Annotated in this window: 23 protein-coding genes, 2 tRNA genes and 1 pseudogene; 15 read left to right on the plus strand and 11 right to left on the minus strand. The window is 60.0% G+C overall.

Features of this window, described 5'->3' with window-relative positions:
• The first annotated feature begins 4 nt into the window (after positions 1 to 4).
• The 9 genes from lolB to K9857_RS09430 all read left to right on the plus strand — a co-directional run bounded on the left by lolB (position 5) and on the right by K9857_RS09430 (position 7897).
• On the plus strand, positions 5 to 622 hold the full coding sequence (gene lolB, locus K9857_RS09390) for a lipoprotein insertase outer membrane protein LolB (RefSeq protein WP_224535145.1): 618 nt from the start codon (positions 5 to 7) through the stop codon (positions 620 to 622).
• A gap of 1 nt (position 623) precedes the next feature.
• On the plus strand, positions 624 to 1475 hold the full coding sequence (gene ispE / locus K9857_RS09395) for a 4-(cytidine 5'-diphospho)-2-C-methyl-D-erythritol kinase (protein ID WP_224535147.1): 852 nt from the start codon (positions 624 to 626) through the stop codon (positions 1473 to 1475).
• A gap of 36 nt (positions 1476 to 1511) precedes the next feature.
• Positions 1512 to 1586: transfer RNA gene (locus K9857_RS09400), tRNA-Gln, on the plus strand.
• A 47-nt stretch (positions 1587 to 1633) separates the two neighbouring features.
• On the plus strand, positions 1634 to 2575 hold the full coding sequence (locus K9857_RS09405; RefSeq protein ID WP_003171603.1) for a ribose-phosphate pyrophosphokinase: 942 nt from the start codon (positions 1634 to 1636) through the stop codon (positions 2573 to 2575).
• 140 nt (positions 2576 to 2715) lie between these two features.
• Positions 2716 to 3312, plus strand: coding sequence for a 50S ribosomal protein L25/general stress protein Ctc (locus K9857_RS09410; RefSeq protein ID WP_224535149.1), 597 nt, complete (start codon positions 2716 to 2718; stop codon positions 3310 to 3312).
• Positions 3313 to 3481: 169 nt separating this feature from the next.
• The gene (gene pth, locus K9857_RS09415) at positions 3482 to 4066 is read left to right on the plus strand and encodes an aminoacyl-tRNA hydrolase (RefSeq protein ID WP_224535151.1); all 585 of its coding nucleotides are present in this window, start codon (positions 3482 to 3484) and stop codon (positions 4064 to 4066) included.
• A gap of 22 nt (positions 4067 to 4088) precedes the next feature.
• Positions 4089 to 5189, plus strand: coding sequence for a redox-regulated ATPase YchF (gene ychF / locus K9857_RS09420; protein WP_224535153.1), 1101 nt, complete (start codon positions 4089 to 4091; stop codon positions 5187 to 5189).
• Positions 5190 to 5647: 458 nt separating this feature from the next.
• Positions 5648 to 7705: a methyl-accepting chemotaxis protein gene (locus tag K9857_RS09425; RefSeq protein WP_224535155.1), complete on the plus strand. Its 2058-nt coding sequence runs from the start codon at positions 5648 to 5650 to the stop codon at positions 7703 to 7705.
• A 115-nt stretch (positions 7706 to 7820) separates the two neighbouring features.
• Positions 7821 to 7897, plus strand: a tRNA-Met gene (locus K9857_RS09430).
• Positions 7898 to 7996: 99 nt separating this feature from the next.
• Here K9857_RS09430 and K9857_RS09435 read toward each other — a convergent pair.
• On the minus strand, positions 7997 to 9106 hold the full coding sequence (locus K9857_RS09435) for a DUF2817 domain-containing protein (RefSeq protein WP_224535157.1): 1110 nt from the start codon (positions 9104 to 9106) through the stop codon (positions 7997 to 7999).
• Between the two features lie 165 nt (positions 9107 to 9271).
• Between K9857_RS09435 and ggt the strand changes: the two genes are divergently transcribed.
• Both ggt and K9857_RS09445 read left to right on the plus strand, forming a co-directional pair.
• Positions 9272 to 11107 carry a gamma-glutamyltransferase gene (gene ggt / locus K9857_RS09440; RefSeq protein WP_224535160.1) on the plus strand — a complete coding sequence of 612 codons (1836 nt, stop codon included), beginning with the start codon at positions 9272 to 9274 and terminating at the stop codon, positions 11105 to 11107.
• Positions 11108 to 11297: 190 nt separating this feature from the next.
• A complete protein-coding gene (locus tag K9857_RS09445) occupies positions 11298 to 11669 on the plus strand; it encodes a type II toxin-antitoxin system HigA family antitoxin (protein WP_224535162.1) in 372 nt (123 codons plus the stop codon).
• Between the two features lie 13 nt (positions 11670 to 11682).
• On the opposite strand, the gene ddlA is transcribed toward K9857_RS09445, so the two are convergent.
• From ddlA to K9857_RS09470, 5 genes and pseudogenes are all read right to left on the minus strand, one after another.
• Entirely contained in the window at positions 11683 to 12777 is a 1095-nt protein-coding gene (gene ddlA, locus K9857_RS09450; RefSeq protein WP_224535164.1) for a D-alanine--D-alanine ligase, read from the minus strand.
• A 24-nt stretch (positions 12778 to 12801) separates the two neighbouring features.
• A complete protein-coding gene (locus K9857_RS09455; RefSeq protein ID WP_224535166.1) occupies positions 12802 to 13401 on the minus strand; it encodes a flavin reductase family protein in 600 nt (199 codons plus the stop codon).
• 107 nt (positions 13402 to 13508) lie between these two features.
• Positions 13509 to 14117, minus strand: a complete 609-nt coding sequence (locus K9857_RS30510) for a methyl-accepting chemotaxis protein (RefSeq protein ID WP_411961553.1) — start codon at positions 14115 to 14117, stop codon at positions 13509 to 13511.
• Positions 14097 to 14825 (minus strand): annotated as a pseudogene (locus K9857_RS30515) (PAS domain-containing protein); the annotation flags it as partial. The pseudogene K9857_RS30515 and the gene K9857_RS30510, both read right to left, overlap by 21 nt.
• Positions 14826 to 14956: 131 nt before the next feature.
• Positions 14957 to 16270 (minus strand): MFS transporter, encoded by a 1314-nt coding sequence (locus tag K9857_RS09470; RefSeq protein WP_224535168.1) that lies wholly within the window; start codon positions 16268 to 16270, stop codon positions 14957 to 14959.
• A gap of 200 nt (positions 16271 to 16470) precedes the next feature.
• Between K9857_RS09470 and K9857_RS09475 the strand changes: the two genes are divergently transcribed.
• Entirely contained in the window at positions 16471 to 17889 is a 1419-nt protein-coding gene (locus K9857_RS09475) for a short-chain fatty acid transporter (protein ID WP_224535170.1), read from the plus strand.
• Positions 17890 to 17926: 37 nt separating this feature from the next.
• Here K9857_RS09475 and K9857_RS09480 read toward each other — a convergent pair whose 3' ends face one another.
• Complete coding sequence (locus tag K9857_RS09480; protein WP_224535172.1) at positions 17927 to 18268, minus strand: DUF86 domain-containing protein; 342 nt, start codon at positions 18266 to 18268, stop codon at positions 17927 to 17929.
• Positions 18265 to 18555, minus strand: coding sequence for a nucleotidyltransferase family protein (locus K9857_RS09485; protein ID WP_224535173.1), 291 nt, complete (start codon positions 18553 to 18555; stop codon positions 18265 to 18267). The genes K9857_RS09480 and K9857_RS09485 overlap by 4 nt, the downstream gene beginning before the upstream one ends.
• A gap of 137 nt (positions 18556 to 18692) precedes the next feature.
• On the opposite strand from K9857_RS09485, the gene K9857_RS09490 reads away from it, so the two are divergent.
• Together K9857_RS09490 and K9857_RS09495 are read left to right on the plus strand one after the other, a co-directional pair.
• Positions 18693 to 19865 (plus strand): hypothetical protein, encoded by a 1173-nt coding sequence (locus tag K9857_RS09490; protein WP_224535175.1) that lies wholly within the window; start codon positions 18693 to 18695, stop codon positions 19863 to 19865.
• Between the two features lie 146 nt (positions 19866 to 20011).
• Entirely contained in the window at positions 20012 to 20536 is a 525-nt protein-coding gene (locus K9857_RS09495) for an SET domain-containing protein (protein ID WP_224535177.1), read from the plus strand.
• Positions 20537 to 20542: 6 nt separating this feature from the next.
• Here the strand turns inward: K9857_RS09495 and can are convergent, their stop codons facing one another.
• Complete coding sequence (gene can / locus K9857_RS09500; protein ID WP_224535178.1) at positions 20543 to 21187, minus strand: carbonate dehydratase; 645 nt, start codon at positions 21185 to 21187, stop codon at positions 20543 to 20545.
• A gap of 141 nt (positions 21188 to 21328) precedes the next feature.
• On the opposite strand from can, the gene K9857_RS09505 reads away from it, so the two are divergent.
• Complete coding sequence (locus K9857_RS09505; RefSeq protein WP_224535180.1) at positions 21329 to 21733, plus strand: serine kinase/phosphatase; 405 nt, start codon at positions 21329 to 21331, stop codon at positions 21731 to 21733.
• An 86-nt stretch (positions 21734 to 21819) separates the two neighbouring features.
• Here the strand turns inward: K9857_RS09505 and rimI are convergent, their stop codons facing one another.
• Together rimI and K9857_RS09515 are read right to left on the minus strand one after the other, a co-directional pair.
• Positions 21820 to 22272, minus strand: a complete 453-nt coding sequence (rimI, locus tag K9857_RS09510; protein WP_224535182.1) for a ribosomal protein S18-alanine N-acetyltransferase — start codon at positions 22270 to 22272, stop codon at positions 21820 to 21822.
• Complete coding sequence (locus K9857_RS09515) at positions 22265 to 23008, minus strand: energy transducer TonB (RefSeq protein ID WP_224535198.1); 744 nt, start codon at positions 23006 to 23008, stop codon at positions 22265 to 22267. Before K9857_RS09515 ends, rimI begins: the two co-directional genes overlap by 8 nt.
• Positions 23009 to 23132 lie beyond the last annotated feature (124 nt).

The raw sequence follows: 23132 nt of genomic DNA on the forward strand, positions 1-23132 counted from the left end.
AATCATGTTTTTGCGTCACATCATCGTTTTCAGCTTCATCGCCCTGCTCGCCGGTTGTGCGGGTTTCAGTGCCCGCGAATCGGTCGAGGGGCACGGCAACCCCGCGCAGTGGCGCGAACACAAAGAGCAGTTGACCAACCTGGACGGCTGGCAGATCGACGGCAAGATCGGCATTCGCGCACCGAAAGACTCGGGCAGCGGCACGCTGTTCTGGTTGCAGCGCCAGGATTACTACGACATTCGCCTTTCCGGCCCGCTGGGTCGCGGTGCCGCTCGCCTGACCGGTCGGCCGGGCAAGGTGTCGCTGGAAGTCGCCAACCAGGGTCGCTATGAGGCTCCGAGCCCGGATGCGCTGCTCGAAGAACAACTGGGCTGGAAGTTGCCGGTGTCCAATCTGGCCTGGTGGGTGCGCGGGCTGCCGGCGCCGGCCAGCAAGAGCCGCCTGACGCTGGACGGCGACAGTCGCTTGGCCAATCTGGAGCAGGATGGCTGGCAGGTCGAATACACCGCCTACACCGAGCAAAATGGCTACTGGTTGCCCGAGCGGATCAAGCTGCACGGCACAGACCTTGATGTCACGCTGGTGATCAAGGCCTGGCAACCGCGCAAGCTGGGGCAATGAGATGTCGACCCCTCGCCTGACACTGCCCTCCCCGGCCAAGCTCAATCTGATGCTGCACATTCTCGGTCGCCGTGAAGACGGTTATCACGAATTGCAGACGCTGTTTCAGTTCCTCGATTACGGCGACGAAATCACCTTTGCCCTGCGCGAAGACGGGGTGATCCAGCTGCACACCGAATTCGAAGGCGTTCCTCATGACAGCAATCTGATCGTGAAGGCGGCAAAAAAGCTTCAGGAACAATCGGGCTGCACCCTGGGCATTGATATCTGGATCGACAAGATCCTGCCCATGGGCGGCGGGATCGGTGGCGGCAGTTCGAATGCCGCAACCACCCTGCTGGGTCTCAACCATCTCTGGCAACTGGGCTGGGATGCAGACCGGCTGGCCGCGCTGGGCCTGACGCTGGGGGCCGACGTTCCGGTTTTCGTTCGCGGCCATGCGGCCTTTGCCGAAGGCGTGGGCGAGAAACTTACCCCCGTCGAACCAGAAGAACCCTGGTACGTCGTACTGGTGCCGCAAGTCTCTGTAAGCACAGCGGAAATTTTTTCAGATCCGTTGTTGACACGTAACACGCCGCCCATTAAAGTGCGCCCCGTTCCTGAGGGAAACAGTCGTAATGACTGCTTGCCGGTGGTAGCGAGACGTTATCCAGAGGTTGGTAATGCCTTGAATTTGCTAGGTAAATTTACCGAAGCAAAACTCACCGGGACTGGAAGTTGTGTGTTTGGGGGCTTCCCAAGCAAAGCTGAAGCTGATAAAGTCTCGGCCCTTCTTACAGAGACCCTTACAGGTTTTGTAGCAAAAGGAAGCAACGTTTCGATGTTGCACCGCAAGCTTCAAAGTCTGCTCTAAAGGAACCGAGTACCGGGTACTCGTTGCAACAGATACAGGGGCGTCGCCAAGCGGTAAGGCAGCAGGTTTTGATCCTGCCATGCGTTGGTTCGAATCCAGCCGCCCCTGCCATTTTCCTATACTCATCCAGGTATACCCTCAGCCTTCAGGTACTGCGCGTGTCCAAGATGATGGTCTTTACGGGGAACGCTAACCCCGATCTGGCTCGGCGTGTCGTACGTCAGCTGCATATCCCTCTCGGTGACATCTCTGTCGGTAAGTTCTCCGACGGCGAAATTACTGCCGAGATCAATGAAAACGTTCGCGGTAAAGACGTCTTCATTATTCAGCCGACTTGCGCTCCGACCAACGATAACCTGATGGAACTGGTAGTGATGGCTGATGCCTTCCGCCGCTCCTCGGCTACTCGTATCACTGCTGTTATTCCTTACTTTGGTTATGCCCGTCAGGATCGCCGTCCGCGTTCCGCACGTGTGGCTATCAGCGCGAAAGTCGTTGCTGACATGCTCACCGTAGTCGGCATCGACCGTGTTCTCACGGTTGATCTGCATGCTGACCAGATTCAGGGCTTCTTCGATATTCCGGTAGATAACATCTACGGCTCCCCGGTTCTGGTGGATGACATCGAAGATCAGCGCTTCGAAAACCTGATGATCGTGTCCCCGGACATTGGTGGCGTCGTGCGTGCACGTGCCGTTGCCAAATCCCTGGGCGTGGATCTCGGGATCATCGACAAACGCCGTGAGAAAGCCAATCACTCTGAAGTGATGCATATCATCGGTGATGTCGAAGGGCGTACCTGTATCCTGGTCGATGACATGGTCGATACCGCCGGCACCCTGTGCCACGCGGCCAAGGCCTTGAAAGAGCATGGCGCTGCCAAGGTTTTCGCCTACTGCACGCACCCTGTGCTGTCGGGTCGGGCAATCGAGAACATTGAAAATTCCGTGCTGGACGAGTTGGTGGTGACCAACACCATTCCGCTGTCCGCTGCAGCACAAGCCTGTGCGCGTATCCGTCAACTGGATATCGCACCGGTAGTTGCCGAGGCGGTCCGCCGCATCAGCAATGAAGAATCGATCAGCGCGATGTTCCGCTAAGGGCCCTGCCCTTCCAGAACATCCCGTTGACGAAAAGCGCCCCGCCCCGGCATCACTGTCGGGGCGGGGCTTTTTTGCCCATACCGTGTCTGGCGCTGGTCGCAAACGCCAACCGGTGATGGCTATTTTGGAGATACAAAATGACTGACTTTACTCTGAACGCTCAAGCGCGTACTGACCTGGGGAAAGGTGCGAGCCGCCGCCTGCGTCACGCTCTGAACATCCCAGCCGTTGTATACGGTGGTGACAAGCCTGCTGAATCCCTGACCATCGTGGCCAAGGAAATCGCCAAACTGTTCGAAAACGAAGCTGCCTACAGCCACGTTATCGAGCTGAACGTCGACGGCACCAAGCAGAACGTCATCGTTAAAGCGATGCAGCGTCACCCAGCCAAGCAATTCATCATGCACGCTGACTTCGTTCGCGTTGTTGCTGGCCAGAAACTGACTGCAAAAGTACCGGTTCACTTCATCAACGAAGAAGCTCCGGTCAAGAAAGGCGGCGAAATTTCTCACGTTCTGAACGAGATCGAAGTTTCCTGCGAAGCCAAGGACCTGCCTGAATTCATCGAAGTTGACCTGGCTAACGCCGAAGTCGGCGCGATCATTCACCTGTCCGACCTCAAGGCTCCTAAAGGCGTTGAGTTTGTTGCTCTGGCACACGGCGATGACAAGGCAGTTGCCAACGTCCACGCACCACGTGTTGCTCCAGAAGCTGCAGAAGGCGCTGCAGAGTAATTTCACTCTGTACGCCGGAGTGACGGAAACATCGCGGACTGGAACGTAGCGAGAAAGCGGGCGGGAACGCGGAGTTTACATTCATGGTAAATGAGCATTTTTCGTCCACTTTCGCCGCTCGAAACCTTCGCGGCGATGTTATCCACCACTTCAAGGAAGGGCCCCTATCGTGACTGCCATCAAACTGATCGTTGGCCTGGGAAATCCAGGCGCCGAATACGAACAGACCCGGCATAACGCAGGGGCCCTTTTTGTTGAGCGCCTCGCGAACGCACAAGGTGTGAATCTTGTGGCCGATCGCAAATATTTCGGCCTGACCGGGCGCTATTCGCACCAGGGTCAGGATGTTCGTCTGCTGATTCCCACCACCTATATGAACCGCAGCGGCCAGGCCGTGGCGGCACTCGCCGGTTTCTTCCGCATCAAGCCTGAAGAAATCCTGGTGGCGCATGACGAACTCGATCTGCCTCCGGGCGTCGCCAAGCTCAAGGTTGGTGGCGGCCATGGCGGTCACAACGGATTGCGCGACATCATTGCGCAATTGGGTAATCAGAACACTTTCCATCGCCTGCGGCTTGGCATCGGCCACCCGGGCGTCGCCAGCATGGTTTCAAATTTCGTCCTGGGTCGTGCGCCACGCGCCGAACAGGAAAAACTCGATGCCAGCATCGACTTTGCCCTCGGCGTGCTGCCGGATATCCTCGCCGGTGAATGGAACCGTGCGATGAAAAACCTGCACAGCCAGAAGGCCTGACTCTACTCCGAGGGGAAACACCATGGGATTCAATTGCGGCATCGTCGGCCTGCCTAACGTCGGCAAGTCCACCCTGTTCAACGCCCTGACCAAATCCGGTATCGCGGCCGAGAACTTCCCCTTCTGCACCATCGAGCCCAACAGCGGTATCGTGCCGATGCCGGATTCGCGTCTGGATGCCCTGGCAGCCATCGTCAATCCAAAGCGCATCCTGCCGACCACCATGGAATTCGTCGACATCGCAGGCCTGGTGGCCGGCGCGTCGAAAGGTGAAGGCCTGGGCAACAAGTTCCTGGCCAACATCCGCGAAACCGATGCCATCGCCCACGTGGTCCGCTGCTTCGAAGACGAGAACGTGATTCACGTCTCCAACAGCGTCGACCCGAAACGCGACATCGAGATCATCGACCTGGAACTGATCTTCGCCGACCTCGACAGCTGCGAGAAGCAACTGCAGAAAGTCGCGCGCAATGCCAAGGGCGGTGACAAGGACGCTGTAGTTCAGAAGGGTCTGCTGGAGCAATTGATCGCTCACTTCACCGAAGGCAAGCCTGCGCGCAGCTTGATGAAGAACATGAGCGCCGATGAAAAAGGCGTGATCAAGGGCTTCCACCTGCTGACCACCAAGCCGGTCATGTACATCGCCAACGTCGCTGAAGACGGCTTCGAGAACAACCCGCACCTGGACGTGGTCATGGCCATTGCCGAAGAAGAAGGCGCTGTGGTCGTTCCGGTCTGCAACAAGATCGAAGCGGAAATCGCCGAACTGGATGATGGCGAAGAGAAAGACATGTTCCTCGAAGCCCTGGGCCTCGAAGAGCCTGGCCTGAACCGTGTGATCCGCGCCGGCTACGAAATGCTGCACCTGCAGACCTACTTCACCGCCGGTGTCGAAGAAGTCCGCGCCTGGACCGTGCGCGTCGGTGCCACCGCACCACAAGCCGCCGGCGTGATCCACACCGACTTCGAAAAAGGCTTCATCCGCGCCGAAGTGATCGCCTACAACGATTTCATCCAGTTCAAGGGTGAGCCTGGCGCCAAGGAAGCCGGTAAATGGCGCCTGGAAGGCAAGGATTACATCGTTAAAGACGGCGACGTGATGCACTTCCGTTTCAACGTGTAAGACTGCCGCTCAAGAAAAAGCCGCGCTCATGCGCGGCTTTTTTGTGCCTGATCATTCCAGACCAATCACGGTCTCCTGTGGGAGCGGGCTTGCTCGCGAAGAGGCAGGTACATTCAGTATTGATGGTGACTGACACACCGCTTTCGCGAGCAAGCCCGCTCCCACAGGGGATTTGTGTCGTGCCCGGATTCTCTGTTTCAAATCTGCCAGATCTGCCGACAACATCGACTTCATCGGCGCAACGCTGATAGCCCATCGCCATGGTCTGAATCTTGCCTTGTTTATCCGCTTAAACGCGGCCCCTTACAAAGGGGACCGAGAATGGGAAGTTTCGCCACAGAGTCGGCCTACAGAGCTGACGAGGGTGAAGTTTCGAGGCCTTTAAACGGGCACCGGTCGAGGACGTACGCACCTCGACGCACGCCAATGGTGCGTGGTGTCCAGGGGAGTCGTGGGGCATGCAGGCTTTTTTATCACCGGGGATCGGACTGCTGGGACGTTTCGGCTTCGCACGCAAATTCCAGCTGTTGTTTCTGTTGTTCATCCTGCCACTGGCCGGCAGCTTGTGGATGATCGGCCAGGACTATCGCGACAAATTGAACCTGATCTCCGGCGAACGTGCCGGGGTTCGGCAACTGTTGGCCCTCGATGCACTGGATAACCTGCTGGCGGCACAACGCGATCGCGCAGCCCGTTGGCGCGCCACTGAAACCAACCGTCAGCCGACGCCTGCCACCCTCGCCGCCGTGGCCGCGTTCGATGCGGCTCAACCCGTGGTCGCCCAGGCAACTTTGGACTTGAGCAACACCCTGCAAAAGGAAGGCGCCGAAGGCGAAACCCTGGCTCGCTATCAAGCGCTGCAAAAGGCCCTCGATGGCCTGGACTCCAAAAGCCTGGGCAGTGTCGGCTGGTGGCCTGACGGCTACGATCGCTTCACCAACGCCTTGAGCGCCCTCCAAGCCCTGCGCGAACAGATCGCCATGGACAATCGCCTGACACTGGCGCCATGGTTGGAAACCTATTTGCTGACGCAGATCTCCACTCAGCACGCACCGGATTTGATCGAGCGGGTCGGTCGCCTGGCGGCGGTTGGCCAGGCTTCGGTGGTATCCGGGCAATTCACCCTGCAAAGCCGCCTGCAACTTCGCGACTTGCGCAGTCGTATCGGTGACGCCCGCGAACAGTTGGTGAAAACCGCGAGCCTGCTGGAAGCGCGGCTGCCCAGCGCCCTGCAAACCTGGGCCGGGCAGTATCAGGACAGCCTCAAGCGTCTGGACGGCGGCCTGAAAGTCCTCGATGACGGCGTTTTCGGCGGCAGCATCAACCTCAAGCCGGAAGACTTCGAGCGCAGCATGGACGCCTTGCTCGCCGATCTCGCAACCTTGCGCCAGCAATCTCTGATGTCACTGGATCAACGCCTGGACTACTACCATGGTTCGGCGATTCGCCAGTTCATCCTGGTGGCGAGCGTGTTCGGCATCCTGCTGCTAGCAGCCTTGTACCTGTTCATCTGTCTGCAGGCGTCGATCCGCCGCAGCGCCAGCGGCATCACCCTGCTCGCCGAAGGCCTGCGCGACGGCAATCTGAGTTTGCAGGCGCCGGTACAGGGTCGCGACGAACTGGCCGCCATCAGTACGGCCCTGAATGTCGCCGTCGTGCAATTGCGCAGCAGCCTGCTGGGTGTCGATCACGAAACCTCGCAATTGAGCAACGCGGTCCAAACCCTCAATCACCATTCCAGCGATGCCCTGGGCGAAGTCGAAGCCCAGCAGTTGCAGATCAGCCAGATCGCCGCAGCCGCCACGCAACTGGCCGCCACCTCCCAAGGGGTCGCCGAGAGCTGCGAGCGAGCTTCCGGCAGCGCCCAGCACACCCGACGCATCGCCGCCGACAGCAGCCGTGACAGCCAACGCACTACGGCGAGCATCCAGCAACTCAATCAGCGCCTGAACGACACCGCAGCGGCCCTGGGCCGCGTCAGTGAGCAGGGGCAGCAGATTCAACTGGTGGTCGACACCATTCGCGGCGTCGCCGAGCAAACCAACCTGCTCGCATTGAACGCCGCCATCGAGGCCGCTCGCGCCGGGGAACAGGGTCGCGGCTTTGCGGTGGTGGCCGACGAGGTGCGCAGCCTCTCGCAACGCACCCAGTCCTCCACCGCGCAAATCGCCGGAACCGTCGACAGCTTGCGCACAACGGTGAATGAAGCGGTCAGCCTGATGGAAGCCGCCTGCGGCCAGGCACAATCCGATGCGCAAGCCGTCACCGGGCTTGGCGAGCGTTTGGGAGAAATTGCCAGCGCCGTTCAGGGCGTCACCGACACCCTGGCGCAGATCGCCTCGGCGGTCGATGAACAAGCGAGCACGGCCGACGAGGTCAGCGGCAACATCCAGCAAGTCGACCAGGCGGCGGTTCGCTTGCTGGAAGGCGCGCGAGCGGTGAACCTTGCAGCCGACACCTTGAGCCAGGGCAGCAAGGCCCTGAGCGCGAATACCGGCAGGTTCCAGCTCAATTGACGCCCTCCCCGGGCCGTTTTTCCGGCTCGGGAGGATAAGCGGTTGAAAATGTAGAAAAATATTTTGGAATTACGCTTGACGCATCTGCATTACCGGTGAATAATGCGCGCCACTTGGCTACATAGCTCAGTTGGTTAGAGCATAGCATTCATAATGCTGGGGTCCGGGGTTCAAGTCCCTGTGTAGCCACCAAGTACTAAAAACGGCTTACCGCAAGGTAGGCCGTTTTTTTATGCCCCAAGAAAAGTGCCCTGTCGTACGGAACGGTAAAAACGTTCCGTACTGTTCATTTCAGGTGCGAATCGTCGGCAGCGCCGCCAACGCCTTCTCCCAGATCTGCCACGTGCGCAGCCAGACCATCGCCTGCCAGTCGCTGTCAGCGGGAAAGAACTGCTCCAGCAGATTGAGCTTGATGTCGCGCCCCGTCGCGTCGCTTGGATCGCCATGCAGGTGCAGCCAGTGGTCATCGCGAAGATGGCGATGCACGTCCGGCCCGGGATAAGTCCCGCATTCGATGACAAATGGCATCATCCGCACCTGCGGCAATGCATTGATCAGCGCCTGCGAGGTATAGCCGGTCGCGGTCGCCGCCACGCCGGTTTCGCTCACCGTGCCGGCACCGGTGTGCAAGGTGTAGAGCCACGGACCATAAATCGCCTGGGCATCGGCCAGCGCCGGATAAGCGGCTTCGGTGATGGTCAGCAGCATCGGATGCCCGTATTCCCCGGCACCGGTGTGCAGGTCGAAACACATCGCAACCTCGGCATGGCTCAGGTGCGCTTGCAGGATCCGGTGCAGCGTGCGGTTCGACCAGCTCGGCGCCAGCCCGCCGTAGAACAGGCCATCGGCGTGCCCGTGTTGCCCGCCCTCTACAATCGACATGACCGCCGACCAACCGTGCTGGTGGATCTGTTCATTGAGCAGCGCATCGGCCTGATCACGCTCCGGACCTTGCAGTTGTGGGCAACCATAGATGCCGTGCAGTGCGTCATAGGCCCGGTTGTCCGGCAACGGCCCGTCGAAATTCAGGTGATTGCGGTTCAGGTCGATGTTGTCTTCGTTGACCCGACGCAGCCACGCCATACCCCACGGGTTGATCGCATGGATCATCACCACCGCGACATCGTCCGGCAACACACGTTTGCCAAGGTCCTGCAGCCATTTGATCTGGCAACCCGAGCCATAGAACCCTTCGACGCCGTGAGTGCCGCTGAGCGCGACCAACAGGCGTTTGGCGCTGGGATCGCCAAGCACCGCCACATCCGTACTCAGATTCTCGCCAAACGGCCCCTTGAGCGGATGCGGGTACTCGGTCAGCGTCGCTCCGGCTGCGCTGGCCGCCGCGAGGAATTGTTCACGCTGGGAACGGTAGCTCGGCTGGGTCGGGAAATCGGTCTGCATGTCGGCCTCTTATAGATTTTTCTGGCGGGCTATCGGCAATGACCCTACAGAAATTCCACCGATTGATGAAGGATAAAAGCGCTGTTGGCGTAGGACGCGGTTTGCGCCACTTCACAACGGTGGATAAAGTCCCTGAACCTTTCCCAAGGACAGAGGCCTCCGCGCATGTTTTCAGCCTTCCACTTTCGTCTGCCAGCGTTGTCGCTGATGGTCGCTGCGTTAACACTGGCCGCCTGCAACGCACCGCCCTCCTCACCCTCGGTTTCGACCCTGCCCCAGGCCCCGGAAAACGCTTCCGGTTTCCGCACCGACTTGCAAACCCGCCACGCCTCCAGGCACATGGCCGCTGCCGCCAACCCGCTGGCCGCCGAAGCCGGGCGAGAGATGCTGCGTCGCGGCGGTTCGGCGATCGATGCGGCGATTGCGATGCAGGCGGTATTGACCCTGGTCGAACCGCAATCATCGGGCATCGGTGGCGGCGCGTTGATCGTGCTCTGGGATGGCAAATCCGTGCGTACCTACGATGGCCGGGAAACGGCACCGGCTGGCGCAACGGAGAAGCTTTTCCTACAGGCCGACGGGCAACCGATGTCATTTCCCCAAGCACAGATCGGCGGTCGCTCAGTGGGAACGCCGGGCGTGTTGCGCGCCCTTGAACTGGCCCATCAAAAACACGGTCGCCTGCCATGGGCGCAGCTGTTCGAACCAGCTATCGAACTTGCCGATCAAGGTTTCGCCATCTCGCCGCGCCTTCATCTGCTGATCGCCTCGGATTCGAAGCTGCGCACTTCGCCCGACATGGCGGCGTACTTCCTGAATGCCGACGGCACCCCGAAAGCCGTCGGTACGCGCCTGAAAAACCCGGCACTGGCCAACGTCTTCCGGCGCATCGCCAGCGAAGGCGCGGACGCCCTCTACAAAGGCCCCATCGCCGAGGAAATCGTCGCCAAGGTCCAGGGCCACGCCAACCCGGGCAGCCTGTCGCTGAATGACCTCAAGGGCTACAGCGCCAAAGAGCGCGCGCCACTGTGCACCGACTACAAGAGCTGGCAAGTGTGCGGCATGCCGCCGCCGTCATCCGGCGGGATCGCCGTCGCGCAGATCCTCGGCACTCTGCAAGCCCTCGAGGCTCAGGACAAGCGCTTTGCCCTGGCGCCACTGAAACCGGTCAAGTCCAGCGCTCCTGCGGGCATCGAGCCATCTCCAGACGCAGTGCACTTGACCTCCGAGGCCGAGCGCCTGGCCTACGCCGACCGCGCCCAGTACGTGGCCGATACCGACTTCGTGCCGGTGCCCGTCAAAGGCCTGGTGGACCCCACCTATCTGGCCAGCCGCGCCGAACTGATCAGCGATCGCAGCATGGGCACAGCCAAACCCGGAACGCCGCCGGGCATCAAGGTGGCGTTCGCGACGGATCGTTCGCCGCTGCGAATCTCCACCTCGCAAGTGGTGGCGGTGGATGATCAGGGTGGGGCGGTCTCCATGACCACCACCATCGAATCCGCCTTCGGCTCGCACCTGATGGTTCAGGGCTTCCTGCTCAACAATGAAATGACCGACTTTTCGTTCATCCCTGAAGAGCACGGAAAAAAGGTCGCCAACCGCGTCGAACCGGGCAAACGCCCACGCTCCTCCATGGCCCCGACGCTGATCTTCGACCGCCAGAGCGGCGAATTCGTCGCCAGCGTCGGCTCCCCCGGTGGATCGCAAATCATTGAATACGTCGCCAAGACCACCATCGGCCTGCTCGACTGGAACCTCGACGCACAATCCGCCATCAACCTGCCCAACTTCGGCAGCCGCAACGGCCCGACAGAACTCGAGGAAGGCCAATTCAGCCCGGCACTGATCCAGGCCCTGAAGGACAAAGGCCACAACGTCAGCGAAATCGACATGACCAGCGGCACCCAGGCGATCGTCCGGGTCAAGGACGCACAGGGCAAGGCCTCACTGACAGGAGGCGCCGACCCCCGGCGTGAGGGGGAAGCGTTGGGGGATTGAGTCTTACGTGAGTGTGGGAAAGGGCTTACTGGGAGGTAGGCCCTTTTTTATGAATGCGGGTGCCCGTTCGCTTTCAGATTCGGCAGGCTCCTACCCGCAAATCGAGGCTGTTTCAGTAAAGTTGGTTCCAGTGCTCCCCCCAACAATCTGCGCACTATGACGACGCCGACACCGTCGAGATGGAGTAACCATGAACATTCATCCCATTCGTACCGAAGAGGACTACCGTGAGGCCCTCAAGAATGTGTCTGCTCTATTCGACAACGAACCCGAGCCCGAGACCGCTGAAGGTGACTACTTCGAGGTAATGATCACGCTGATCGAAGCTTATGAAGCGAAACACTTTCCAGTGGATCTGCCCAATCCGATCGACGCGATTAAATTCCGCATGGAGCAATCCGGTCTGTCCGCTGCCGATCTTGCGCCAGCCATTGGCCGTACCAATCGAGTCTATGAAGTGCTCAACGGCAAACGTGCACTGACCCTGCCGATGATCTGGAAACTCCATGAGCTTTTTGGCATTCCGGCCCAGAGCCTGATCAAGCCGATGAAAGAGGCTTGATCAGGCGACTCGCTCAGCGACTGATTTTCAAAGCCCGGCGAGCCTCATGCTTCTCCAGCGCCAGCTCGATCAGCCGCGTGACCAGTTCGCTATAGGTCATGCCCGCGGCCTGCCAAAGTTTCGGGTACATGCTGATGCGGGTGAATCCTGGCAGGGAGTTGATTTCGTTGATCAGCACCTCGCCGCTCTCGGTGAGGAACACATCGACCCGCGCCAGCCCGGAGCAGCCCAGCACCTCGAATGCCTCGACTGCCATCGCGCGGATGCGCTCGCTGGCTTCCTTGCTGATGTTGGCCGGGACCACCACTTCGGCAGCCTTGTCGTCGATGTATTTGCTGTCGTAGGAGTAGAAGCCGCTGTGCACCACGATCTCGCCGCAACCGCTGGCGATGGCGCTGTCGTTGCCCAGTACCGCGCATTCGATTTCACGGCCACTGACGGCGGACTCGACCAGCACCTTTTCATCGAACCCCAGCGCCAGCTCGACTGCCGCGTTGTATTCGGCCTCATCGACCGCCTTGCTCACGCCCACGGATGAGCCCTGGTTTGCCGGCTTGACGAACAGGGGCAGGCCCAACTTAGCGACCACTTCGGCAAAAGTCGTGTGCGCTGCAGTTCGGCGAGTCAGGGTCACGAACGGCGTGACCGCCAGCCCCGCATCGCGCAGCAGGCGCTTGCTGATGTCCTTGTCCATGCACACCGCCGAACCCAGCACATCGGAGCCGACAAAGGGCAGGTCCGCCATGCGCAGCAGGCCTTGCAGGCAACCGTCTTCGCCGAGGGTGCCGTGGACGATCGGAAAGATCACATCGACGTGCCCCAGCAGCTCCTGGCTGGAGGTTTCCACCAATTGCTGATTGGTCTTGCCGGGCACGACCGCCAACTCACGGTTGGATTGATTCAGGGCGATCAATGCCGGATTTTCCTGATTCAACAGGAAGTTCGAAGGATCGTTGAGATGCCAGTGCCCTTGTTTGTCGATGCCGATCAAGACCGGCTCAAAACGCGAACGGTCCAGGGCATCGACGATGTTCTTCGCCGATTGCAGCGACACTTCATGCTCGGCCGAGCGGCCGCCAAAGATGATTCCTACACGCAACTTGCTCATTGCCTGGCCTCGATGTGAGTGTGTTTAGGGCTGCAACGCTTTGCCGTCCACCGGCGCGCCAATGGTCAAAAAGTGTCCGCCGGCGACGTGATGCAAGGTACGCAGCGCGTCATGGCCCTCGAAGTGCCAGCGCCCGTCACTGAACACGCGCTCGTCGGCCTGGGCGGCGATCACTTCGGCGACGAACAGGTCGTATTGCTGATGGTTGCCGGGTTCGGGCAGCAGCTTGCATTCGAGCCAGGCGACACAGCCCTCGAGCATCGGCGCGTCGATCTTCTCGGCGTCGAAGGTGGGCAAGTCGTAGATCTGGAATTTATCTCGGCCGTGTTCTCTGGTCAGTTCCAGGCCGGAGGTCGAGCCGACGGTTTGCACGATATCGGCCTGGGCGGCGCAGGGAACGTTGAGGACGAAAGTGCCGGAGGCTTCCATCAGTTGCCGGGTCCAGGTGGATTTATCCAGCACCACGGCGATTTTCGGCGGTTCGAAATCCAGCGGCATGGCCCAGGCTGCGGCCATGATGTTGCGTTCGCCACCATGGGTCGCGCTGACCAGCACGGTCGGCCCGTGGTTGAGCAAACGATAGGCCTTGGACAAGGGAACCGGCCGGCGGTGGGAAACGCTCATGGATGTCTGCTCCTGGGGAAATGAGCCGATTGTAGCGACATCCCAAATGAAAAGATCGCAGCCTGCGGAGCATCCTGGAGCTGCCGCAGGCTGTGATCTTTTACGAATCAGCTCGCCAGCTGATCGGCAAACTGCCCCACCGCATTGACCACTTTCTGCGCACCGTCCTGAATCTCGACGATCACCGTGCCCGCCTCTGCCGCCAGCGCCAGACCCTGTTCCGCCTGGAGCTTGCCGTCGGTCATCAGGGCCACGGCATTGCGCGCCATCTCCTGGTTCTGCCGCACCACCAGCACGATCTCATCGGTGGCCTGGCTGGTGCGTGAGGCCAGTTGCCGGACCTCGTCCGCCACGACCGCAAAACCTCGTCCTTGCTCACCGGCTCGGGCCGCTTCGATGGCGGCGTTCAGCGCCAGCAGGTTGGTCTGTTCGGCAATGCCGCTGATGGTTTTGACGATGGTACCAATCACCAGTGATTGTTCGTTCAGCGCTTCGATGCCATCACCTGCGGTCTGCATGTGCTTGGCCAGGTCTCGCATCACGTCCACCGCCTGCGTTACCACCGCGTTGCCACGCTGGGCGCTCTGGTCGGTTTGCTGCGAGGTGCTGTAGGCAATGTTCGCCGCTTCCGCTACGGCTTGTTCCTGATTGACCTGATCGGTGATCACAGTGGCGAATTTCACCACTTTGTAGAGCTTGTTGTTGGCATCGACCACCGGGTTGTAGGACGCCTCCAGCCAGACTGTACGACCATGCCTGTCTACACGCTGGAAACGGTCGGCCACATACTCACCTGCGTTCAGGCGGCGCCAGAAGTTTTGGTAATCGGCACTGTTGGCGTCTTCCGGGCGGCAGAAGGTGCGGTGATGTTTGCCCTTGATCTGCGCCAGGCTGTAACCCATGCCTGACAGGAAGCGATCATTGGCCGCCAGCACGGTGCCATTGAGGTCGAACTCGATCACCGCCGTCGAACGCACCAGCGCGCCGATCAGGTTTTCATGTTCGCGAGAAGCTTCAATGGTGCGGGTCAGGTCGCTGGAGAAGATCGAAAAATGCCGGATCCGGCCATCCGCCGAGCGCACAGGCTGCACGATCGAGCGCAACCATGCTTCCTCTCCACTTCCGCGCAACAGGCGAACGGCACCGGCGAAGTGCTCGCCGCGGGTCAGTGCAGCTTTGAAACGGTGATGGAAGTCATCGGTTTTCACATGATCCGGGACCAGGTCTTCAATGTGCCGACCTATCAAGTCACCGCTGCGATAATTCATCTCACCGAGGAAGTTCTGGTTGACCGACTGCACCCGCCCATCAGGGTCGAGGGTCAGTACCAGCATCTCGCTTTCCAGGCTTTCCTTCACTTGCTGAAGGCTGGAGAGTTCTTCGCGTAGAGCCAGCAGCTCCTGCTTCAAGCGTTTATTGAACATGGGAAAGCACCGATGGACAGGGTTGGAAAGCGGTATGCAGCCTAACCATCGGCCTGTCGGGTGTTTTCTGAAGCGCCTTTAGGGTTTGTCCTACAAAAATAATCAGGGGCCTGTGAAAGACCCCTGTGCAATTACACCGCGCCAGCGATAGAACAACTGCCGACTTTCGGCATCCGCGCACCGAAATACGCCGCACTGCCCATGCCCACCGCGCCCATCACCGCGCAGAACATCACACAGATCCATGGACTCCATGGCATCAGACCGATCAACAACAACGGTGTGATACTCGCCCATGCGGCGTAGGCAATGTTGTAGGTAAAGGAAATACCCGAAACGCGGATGCGCGCCGGGAACAGGCTAACCATCACCGAAGGCACTGCGCCAACCACCCCGCAACCCAGACCTGCTATCGAATAGGCCAGACCGATCCAGCTGCCCCCATTGATCAGACAGGCGTAGAGCACGCCAATACCCAGCGGCAGCAACAGGCTGTAGATCATGACCGCGCGCCAGGCACCGATGCGGTCGACCAGCAACCCGGCCAGCACGCAACCGATGTTCAGAAAGACGATGCCCAGCGCGCTCAGGGCGAAGGTGTGGCTGGCGGTCATGCCGAAGGTTTTCTGCATCATGGTCGGGGTGATGACCACGAACACCACCACCGCCGAGGTCAGCACACAGGTGAGGATCATCGCCGGCAGCATGGCCAGCCGATGCTCGCGCAGCACCGCGCGCAACGGCAGTTCGACGTGTTCTTCGCGGCGAGCCTGCATGGCCATGAACACCGGAGTTTCACTGAGCCAGCGGCGTAGCCAAACACCGATCACCCCGAACACGCCACCGAGCAGGAACGGATACCGCCAGGCGTAATCGAGGATCTCGGTCGGGGTGAAAAGCTGAGCCAGGAAGGTCGCCGTCAGGGCGCCCAGCAAGTAGCCGAAAGTCAGCCCCGCCTGCAAAAAGCCCAAGGCGTAGCCGCGATGGCCAACCGGCGCATGTTCAGCCACGAACACCCAGGCACTGGGGACTTCCCCGCCTACCGCGGCCCCTTGCAGAACACGCAGCAACAACAGCAACAGCGGTGCGAAATAGCCGATTTGCGCGTAGGTCGGCATGACCCCGATCAGCAGGCAGGGCAGCGCCATCATCAGGATGCTCAGGCTGAACACCCGTTTGCGCCCCAGCCGGTCAGCGAAGTGCGCCATCAGGATTCCGCCCAGCGGGCGCGCGAGGTAGCCAGTGACGAAGATGCCGAAGCTCTGCAGCAGCCGCAGCCATTCGGGCATTTCCGGCGGGAAGAACAACTGGCTCAACGTCAGCGCGAAAAAAACGAAGATGATGAAGTCGTAGATTTCCAGCGCCCCGCCAAGGGCCGCGAGGCCCAGGGTTTTGTAGTCCGAACGGCGAAAGGGCGCCGGGCGCGAATCGGTAATGGCATTCATGTAAAAGAACTCTGACACAGGCAAAAACCAAGGCGCCCATGGTCTACGCAAACGCTGCTAGGAACAACCCGCTAGACCAAAGTCGCATAGCCGTAAAACAGCGTCACAAAATATTTCGCCTTGATTTACTGTAAACGCCTGTCCAGACGGGCCGTCGAGCCCTGAAGACCACAACAAACATAAAAATTCGAGGTGTTCCCGTGGCCGCTGATATCGAAGATAGCCGCTCAGCCCGCTTTGCCCTGCGCTGCTCAAGTTTTGCCGAACGCTGGTTTCCCGACTCCTGGGTATTCGCTGCCTTGGCGGTGATCATCGTCGCCGTAGCCACGATGTTCATGGGGGCCAAGCCCACCGATGCCGCGATGGCATTCGGTGATGGTTTCTGGAGCCTGATCCCCTTCACCATGCAGATGGCGTTCGTGGTGATCGGCGGTTATGTGGTGGCCAGCTCGCCGCCTGCGGTGAAGCTGATCGACCGGTTGGCCAAGATCCCGAAAAACGGGCGTTCCGCCGTGGCCTGGGTCGCCCTGATTTCCATGGTCGCTTCGCTTCTGAACTGGGGCCTGTCGCTGGTGTTCGGTGGCCTGCTGGTACGCGCCCTGGCCCGCAGAACCGATCTGAAAATGGATTACCGCGCCGCCGGTGCTGCGGCTTACCTCGGTCTTGGCGCCGTGTGGGCCCTGGGTCTGTCGTCGTCCGCTGCGCAATTGCAGGCCAACCCGGCGAGCCTGCCGCCGTCGATTCTGTCGATCACCGGGGTGATTCCATTCACCCAGACGATCTTTCTCTGGCAGTCCGGCGTGATGCTGCTGGCGTTGATCGTGATCTCGGTCATCATTGCCTACGCCACCGCACCGGGAAAAAATTCGGCCCGTGACGCCGAGGCCTGCGGCGTCGACCCAAGCTTCAACCTGCCACCGCTGCAACCGCGCACCCGTCCAGGCGAATGGCTGGAACACAGCCCGCTGTTGATCATCCTCCTGGTGCTGCTGGCCGCTGGATGGCTGTTCCATGAATTCTCGACCAAACCTGCGATCACCGCGATTTCCGGCCTGAACACCTACAACTTCCTGTTCATCATGCTCGGCGCCCTGCTGCACTGGCGCCCGCGCAGCTTCCTCGACGCCGTGGCCCGTGCGGTACCGACCACCACCGGCGTGCTGATCCAGTTCCCGCTGTACGGCTCGATCGCCGCGCTGATGACCACGGTAAAAGGCGCCGACGCCCAGACCCTGGCCCACCACATCTCGACCTTCTTCGTCAGCATCGCCTCCCATGACACCTATGCGTTGCTGATGGGCGTGTACTCGGCGATTCTCGGCTTCTTCATTCCATCCGGCGGCGGCAAGTGGATCATCGAAGCGCCGTACGTGATGCAAGTGGCCACCGACCTGAACTACCACCTGGGCTGGGCCGTGCAGATCTACAACGCCGCCGAAGCCCTGCCGAATCTGATCAACCCGTTCTACATGCTGCCGCTGCTGGGCGTGCTGGGCTTGAAGGCCCGGGACCTGATCGGGTTTTCGTTCGTACAGTTGCTGGTACACACACCGCTGGTGCTGGTGTTGTTGTGGGCACTGGGGACGACGCTGGCGTATATGCCGCCAGTGATGCCTTAAGGCGGAGGGAATTGCACCTGCTGCAAGGCAGGTGCAATCACGAATCGGAAGGCAGGACTTTCAATAATTCAGGTAATGCCACCTGAACTGTCTCCCACACTATTCCGAGATTGATGTCGAAATAGCCATGAGCAATGCGATTACGCATACCCCGCATGCTGCGCCACGGTACTCGGGAGTGTGAGCTGGTGAAGTCGGGGTAGCCGTCCATGATTTTGGTCGCTGCCTCGCCAATGATAACGAGACTCATGATGACCGCTTGCTGGGTGCGTTTGTCATCGAAAAAGTCTTCCCAGCCCATGTCCTCGACAAAAATCAAAGCATCGCTGGCTGCCTGGCGCATATGCTCAAGATAGTCGCCAAGACGATGGTCCGTCATACCGGACGCGCCTGATCGAGTACCTGCTGACGAAACTTCAATGGCAAATCCCCTGGCGTCAGCAGATCAACGCTGACCCCCAGCAAATCCTCCAGCTCGAGCTGGAGCCCTCCAAGATCGAACAAGGTAGCGCCCGGCAGCGTATCCACCAGCAGGTCAAGATCGCTCCCTTCCTGATCCGTCCCGAACAACACCGAACCGAACACTCGGGGATTGGAAGTCCGAAAGCGGCTGACAACCTCGCGAACGGCTGCTCGTTGCAGATCAAGCGCGATTGAGGGCCTCATGTTTCACCTTTTATCGACGGCGGTATTGCGCCAGTCTAGCAGCGGTCCGGTGCGCCAGACACTGCACGAGCGACAACCCGAGTGCTACATATAATGTATCCGCCCTGTTCAAGGGATCACGCTGAAAGGATCTGAGCATGCAAAAACTCGCAGGACTTACCCTCGCGGCTCTCACCCTGAGTGCCGCTGCTCACGCCGATGTCGGCATGAAGCTGGGCAGCACCGAACGCGTTACCCGCCTGTTTGCTTATCCCAACAATTGCAATGTCATCTGCTTTCGCAACTGGACGCTTGAACAGACCGTCGAGCATTACCTGACCCAAAGCCTGCAACGCGATGGCTACGGCGATGCGAAGGTGCTGGTCAAAAACGATAACAACCAGCTACATGCCGAAATCACCGGCGTCCCCAAAAGCTATGAAAAGCCACTGGCAGCGCTCCTTGATGCCGGTGATTTGGCGTACAACGGCGCGAGCAAGCTCAATGCCGACGGCAAGTGGGCCTACAGCTGGTATTTCTTCCTGCCACTGGGCATGGCCCTGGAAAACCGCAGGAGTGTCGAGCTGCTGCACTTCCCGCCGGACTATTCGCTGACCCAGGCCCAGGATTACCTGAAATCCGCCACCACCGATCGCTGGGCGTCCCTGCTGACGGTGAACGGCATCCCGGCCGAGCAGACACCCGCCTTTCAGACGATCATCGATATCGCGCCGATTGCAGCGCCTTCCAACGCCGGCAAGGACCTCGAAGGTGTCTACGATTACTTCAAGGATTATCAGACCGTCATGGTCAGGAACATGAGCGTGACGGCCAGCGGGGATCCTTTGCCGATGGTCGCCTTCGGTACGCCGGTGCGTAACTGGATCAAGCAACAGTATGGGCCGACGGTGAACGTGCTGAGCCTGGTAAACATCAGCCCGAGCGACGGGACAAAGGTGCCTGTGCTGGGCGCCAACCACCCGAGCTATATCTGGTACGCGTCTGATCCGGATAATTACACAGGCAACGATGCCAAGGCCAAGGCCGATACGGCGGGCCTGAAAGTCATGGGCCAGGACCTGAGCGTCGCTTGCTGGCAGGCCGCCATGGGCCGCCAGCCGGACAGCAATCCGGACATCGAGCTCAAAAGCTGCACGCAAACCTGGCAAGTGGCCCAGAAAGAAAAGACCTGCGCGCTGTTCTACACCTCGATCCGCAACCTGACACCCGCTCAGGCCGCAGGCAAATGCGCGACGGCGACCATTGCACCGCAGCTCAAACAGCTCAAGGCGCCAGCACCCGCCACTACGGTCCCCGCGCCAGGGCTATAAAACGATGAACGGCAGGCCGACTGTCATTTGTGACAGTAGACCGCCGGTTCCATCTGCGAGAGGCTTGGGGCTGAACTCATGCGCTGCAGCGCTGACAGGATAGTCAGTTGATTGAGGTCGCAGCCCCCGCCGACAAGGATCGTTAGATGAAAGCCAGTGCACTGCGCAAATCCCACGCGCCGCCCCCTGGGGGCGTCTATCCGTTTACCGAACTACCCACTGACCTCGGCTTCCCCTCGCTCACCGACTTCGAGATTCTCACCAATAGCGCCGGTAAGCAGATCGCCGCAATGGCGTTGCGCGAATTTCCGCGAATCAGCCGAATCTGCCGCGTCTCCGGTCATCTACTGCCCTATCGAAGCCGGCACACGCGGCAGATGGCGCCCGGAGTGCATGTCTACGACCCAAGGTTCTGCGGATTGCTGAGGCACTCGTGCGATCCCAATGTCTATCTGGACATGAGTGAGCTGTGGTTATGGGCGCTGAAGGACATCAGGAAGGGCGATTGGCTGGCGATGGACTATGCCGCCACCGAGGACAAGTTGCTGCGACAGTTTGCCTGTCTGTGCGGCTCATACAATTGCCGGGGCTGGATTACCGGTTATGACGAGGCGCCAAACGCCGACGGCCAGCTGTTTTTGCAACACTGGCGTCGGCAGAGTTTGTCCTGAAGCGAATTACAACGGTTCGAAAGGACGCAGGCGGTATTGCGGCGGCAATTGATCAGGGCCGCTGATGGTGGTGTTCAGGCTCTTCCAGCGACCATCTTTAATGCCGTAGATGCAGCCGTGGATCGACAGCTTCTGACCACGGTGCCAGGCGTTCTGCACGATGCTGGTGTGGCCGACGTTGGCCACTTGCTGGATCACGTTGAGTTCGCACATGCGGTCGACCCGCTCTTCTTCGGTCGGCAGCTTGGCGAGCTCTTCGCGCTTTTCGTAGTACAGGTCACGAATGGTGCGCAGCCAGCCATCGATCAGGCCGAACTGGCGATCTTGCATCGAGGCGCGCACACCGCCACAGCCATAGTGGCCGGTGACGAGGATGTGTTTGACCTTGAGCACGTCGACCGCGTACTGAATCACCGACAGGCAGTTCAGGTCGGTGTGCAGGACCACGTTGGCCACGTTGCGGTGCACGAACAGATCGCCCGGCAGCATGCCCACGATCTCGTTGGCTGGTACACGCGCATCGGAACAGCCGATCCACAGGTATTCAGGCGTCTGCTGGCGAGCCAGTTTGGCGAAGAAGTCCGGATCTTCCTTGGTGATCGCGTCAGCCCAACGCTCGTTGTTATCAATCAGGTCTTGTAAGTCATGCATGCTGGGAAGCCTCAAGAATGATTTGCTGCTTTGACAGTCAACCGCCCGTCGGGGTCACCAAAGGATTGCAGGTGTTTTCGTTGGAATTCTCGTGTGCCGGGTGAGTCCACCCTAGTAAGGCCCACAGTATGAGGATTTGCCATGAATGATTCACGACGTCCTTACGACGCGGCACAGCCGCAACCCATCGATGATAACGAAGACCGCATGGGATCGGTGCACGAACTGGACTTCGACGACGAACAGCCCAGCGCGAAAATCGGCGACGAGCTGCCCGAGCGTGAGCGCGAGCAATTGATGCCGGGCTCAAGGGTGCGTGAAGCGGGCATGACCGGCGCTTCGACCGATGATCATCAGCCGACCGACGACGATTTGAGCCCGGAAACCCTGATTCGCGAAGACGGCGCCCGGGATGCTCGGGAAATCGGTCGGGGCAATGAGTCCGGTTGGGATTTGAGCATCGTCGATGAAGACGAGATTGGCGGTGGTGGCGGGCTGGATGAGGCGGAGCTGGCGCGGCGCGATCCGCTCGACGGCAAGCGCTGATCAACGTCTGATAAATCGCAATCGCGAGCAGGCTCCCACATTGAACTGTCAACTCCTGTGGGAGCGAGCCTGCTCGCGAGACTGTCTCAGTCGACCAGTGTGCAGGCCATGACCACCGCATCCTCACGCCCACCCACCGCCGGGTAGTAGTCCCGACGCCGGCCAATCTCATTGAATCCATAACGCTCATACAGCTTGAAAGCCGCCGTATTGCTGTCACGCACCTCCAGGAAACACTCCCGGGCTTCAGCCTTATAGGCAATCGACATCAGATGCTCCAGCAACGTCAAACCCAGGCCGCGACCCTGGTTTTCCGGTTTGACAGTGATGTTCAGCAGATGCGCTTCATCAAGAATGACCTGCACCACACCGTGCCCGACCTGTTGCTGCCCTTCGAACATCAGCCAGATCTGGTACTTGCCCAGGCCATCGAGAAAAATGCCGCGGGTCCAGGGATGGCTGTATGCCGCGTATTCGATCTTCAGTACAGCGTCCAGATCCGCCTCGGTCATCGGGCGGAATGATACAGATTCACTCATTCGATTCTTTCCAGCGCGCCATCAGCCGACGCATGGCTTGCCAGACATCCGCCTTGCGCCGTGGCTCTTCCATTAATAACTCCAGGCCCGGCAAGGCCCAGACCGAACCCAGGCCTTCGACCTGAAGTTCGCGGTTGTAGGATTCGGCATCCGCCTCGCCCGCAAAACGCACCGCGGGCAGGCCGATCAGCCAGAGGCAGACGCACGGCGCATCTTCGAGTCGTGCCGAGAGAAAACCCTGGACGAAGTCGCGAGCCGCTTCCGGCCCCTGATCCATCGAACCACGCACCAGCAGCGGCCAGCGCACCGGCTCGCCGACGATCTGCGGGCTGTCCGGCAGGCCGGCGGCACGCAGCATGTCCTTGAGCAGCAAGTAGGCAGGATCGCGGGATTGGAACGCTTCGCCTGTGGGTAACTCCACCAGCAGCAGGCAGCGCCCGGCGCGCAGCAATTGCAGGGCGAATCGCGGAGGCGGTATGACGGGGGCCTTGGCGACAGGTGCCTCTTCGGGCTCCTCCACCGGCTTGACCGTCGCGCGCGGGCTGGCGGTCGAAGGTCGTGGCACTTCGATTTTCACCCTTTCAGCCGGTTTGGCCACTGCAGCGGCAGCCACTTCAGCCACGGCAGCCGGCGCCACAGGCTCGACCACAACCGGCTCGAGCGGCTCCAGCAATTCGGGCCGCGACGGTGCAGCAAAGGGCAATTCGGTGCGCGGCAGCCAATTGACCACCTGCATGGCGCTCAGATAGGCGCGGCGACGGGACTCGATAAGCAAAGGTCGGCCACTTGTGGATAACTAAAGTGCACCGATTCTACAGCCCTTCGCTCAAGATCGCCCGCAGTTGATCGATAGACTTCAC

The organism is Pseudomonas sp. REP124, assembly GCF_020164475.1.
Taxonomy (GTDB): Bacteria; Pseudomonadota; Gammaproteobacteria; order Pseudomonadales; family Pseudomonadaceae; genus Aquipseudomonas.

Bases quoted from the DNA above. Each gene is read 5' to 3' on its own strand.
- ychF (WP_224535153.1), top strand. From the start codon at position 4,089: ATGGGATTCAATTGCGGCATCGTCGGCCTGCCTAACGTCGGCAAGTCC.
- K9857_RS09490 (WP_224535175.1), top strand. From the start codon at position 18,693: ATGCAAAAACTCGCAGGACTTACCCTCGCGGCTCTCACCCTGAGTGCC.
- K9857_RS09470 (WP_224535168.1), bottom strand. From the start codon at position 16,270: ATGAATGCCATTACCGATTCGCGCCCGGCGCCCTTTCGCCGTTCGGAC.
- ispE (WP_224535147.1), top strand. From the start codon at position 624: ATGTCGACCCCTCGCCTGACACTGCCCTCCCCGGCCAAGCTCAATCTG.
- K9857_RS09515 (WP_224535198.1), bottom strand. From the start codon at position 23,008: ATGCAGGTGGTCAATTGGCTGCCGCGCACCGAATTGCCCTTTGCTGCA.
- lolB (WP_224535145.1), top strand. From the start codon at position 5: ATGTTTTTGCGTCACATCATCGTTTTCAGCTTCATCGCCCTGCTCGCC.
- rimI (WP_224535182.1), bottom strand. From the start codon at position 22,272: ATGAGTGAATCTGTATCATTCCGCCCGATGACCGAGGCGGATCTGGAC.
- K9857_RS09505 (WP_224535180.1), top strand. From the start codon at position 21,329: ATGAATGATTCACGACGTCCTTACGACGCGGCACAGCCGCAACCCATC.
- K9857_RS09410 (WP_224535149.1), top strand. From the start codon at position 2,716: ATGACTGACTTTACTCTGAACGCTCAAGCGCGTACTGACCTGGGGAAA.
- ggt (WP_224535160.1), top strand. From the start codon at position 9,272: ATGTTTTCAGCCTTCCACTTTCGTCTGCCAGCGTTGTCGCTGATGGTC.
- K9857_RS09495 (WP_224535177.1), top strand. From the start codon at position 20,012: ATGAAAGCCAGTGCACTGCGCAAATCCCACGCGCCGCCCCCTGGGGGC.
- ddlA (WP_224535164.1), bottom strand. From the start codon at position 12,777: ATGAGCAAGTTGCGTGTAGGAATCATCTTTGGCGGCCGCTCGGCCGAG.
- K9857_RS09445 (WP_224535162.1), top strand. From the start codon at position 11,298: ATGAACATTCATCCCATTCGTACCGAAGAGGACTACCGTGAGGCCCTC.
- K9857_RS09425 (WP_224535155.1), top strand. From the start codon at position 5,648: ATGCAGGCTTTTTTATCACCGGGGATCGGACTGCTGGGACGTTTCGGC.
- can (WP_224535178.1), bottom strand. From the start codon at position 21,187: ATGCATGACTTACAAGACCTGATTGATAACAACGAGCGTTGGGCTGAC.
- K9857_RS09485 (WP_224535173.1), bottom strand. From the start codon at position 18,555: ATGAGGCCCTCAATCGCGCTTGATCTGCAACGAGCAGCCGTTCGCGAG.
- K9857_RS09455 (WP_224535166.1), bottom strand. From the start codon at position 13,401: ATGAGCGTTTCCCACCGCCGGCCGGTTCCCTTGTCCAAGGCCTATCGT.
- K9857_RS09435 (WP_224535157.1), bottom strand. From the start codon at position 9,106: ATGCAGACCGATTTCCCGACCCAGCCGAGCTACCGTTCCCAGCGTGAA.
- K9857_RS09480 (WP_224535172.1), bottom strand. From the start codon at position 18,268: ATGACGGACCATCGTCTTGGCGACTATCTTGAGCATATGCGCCAGGCA.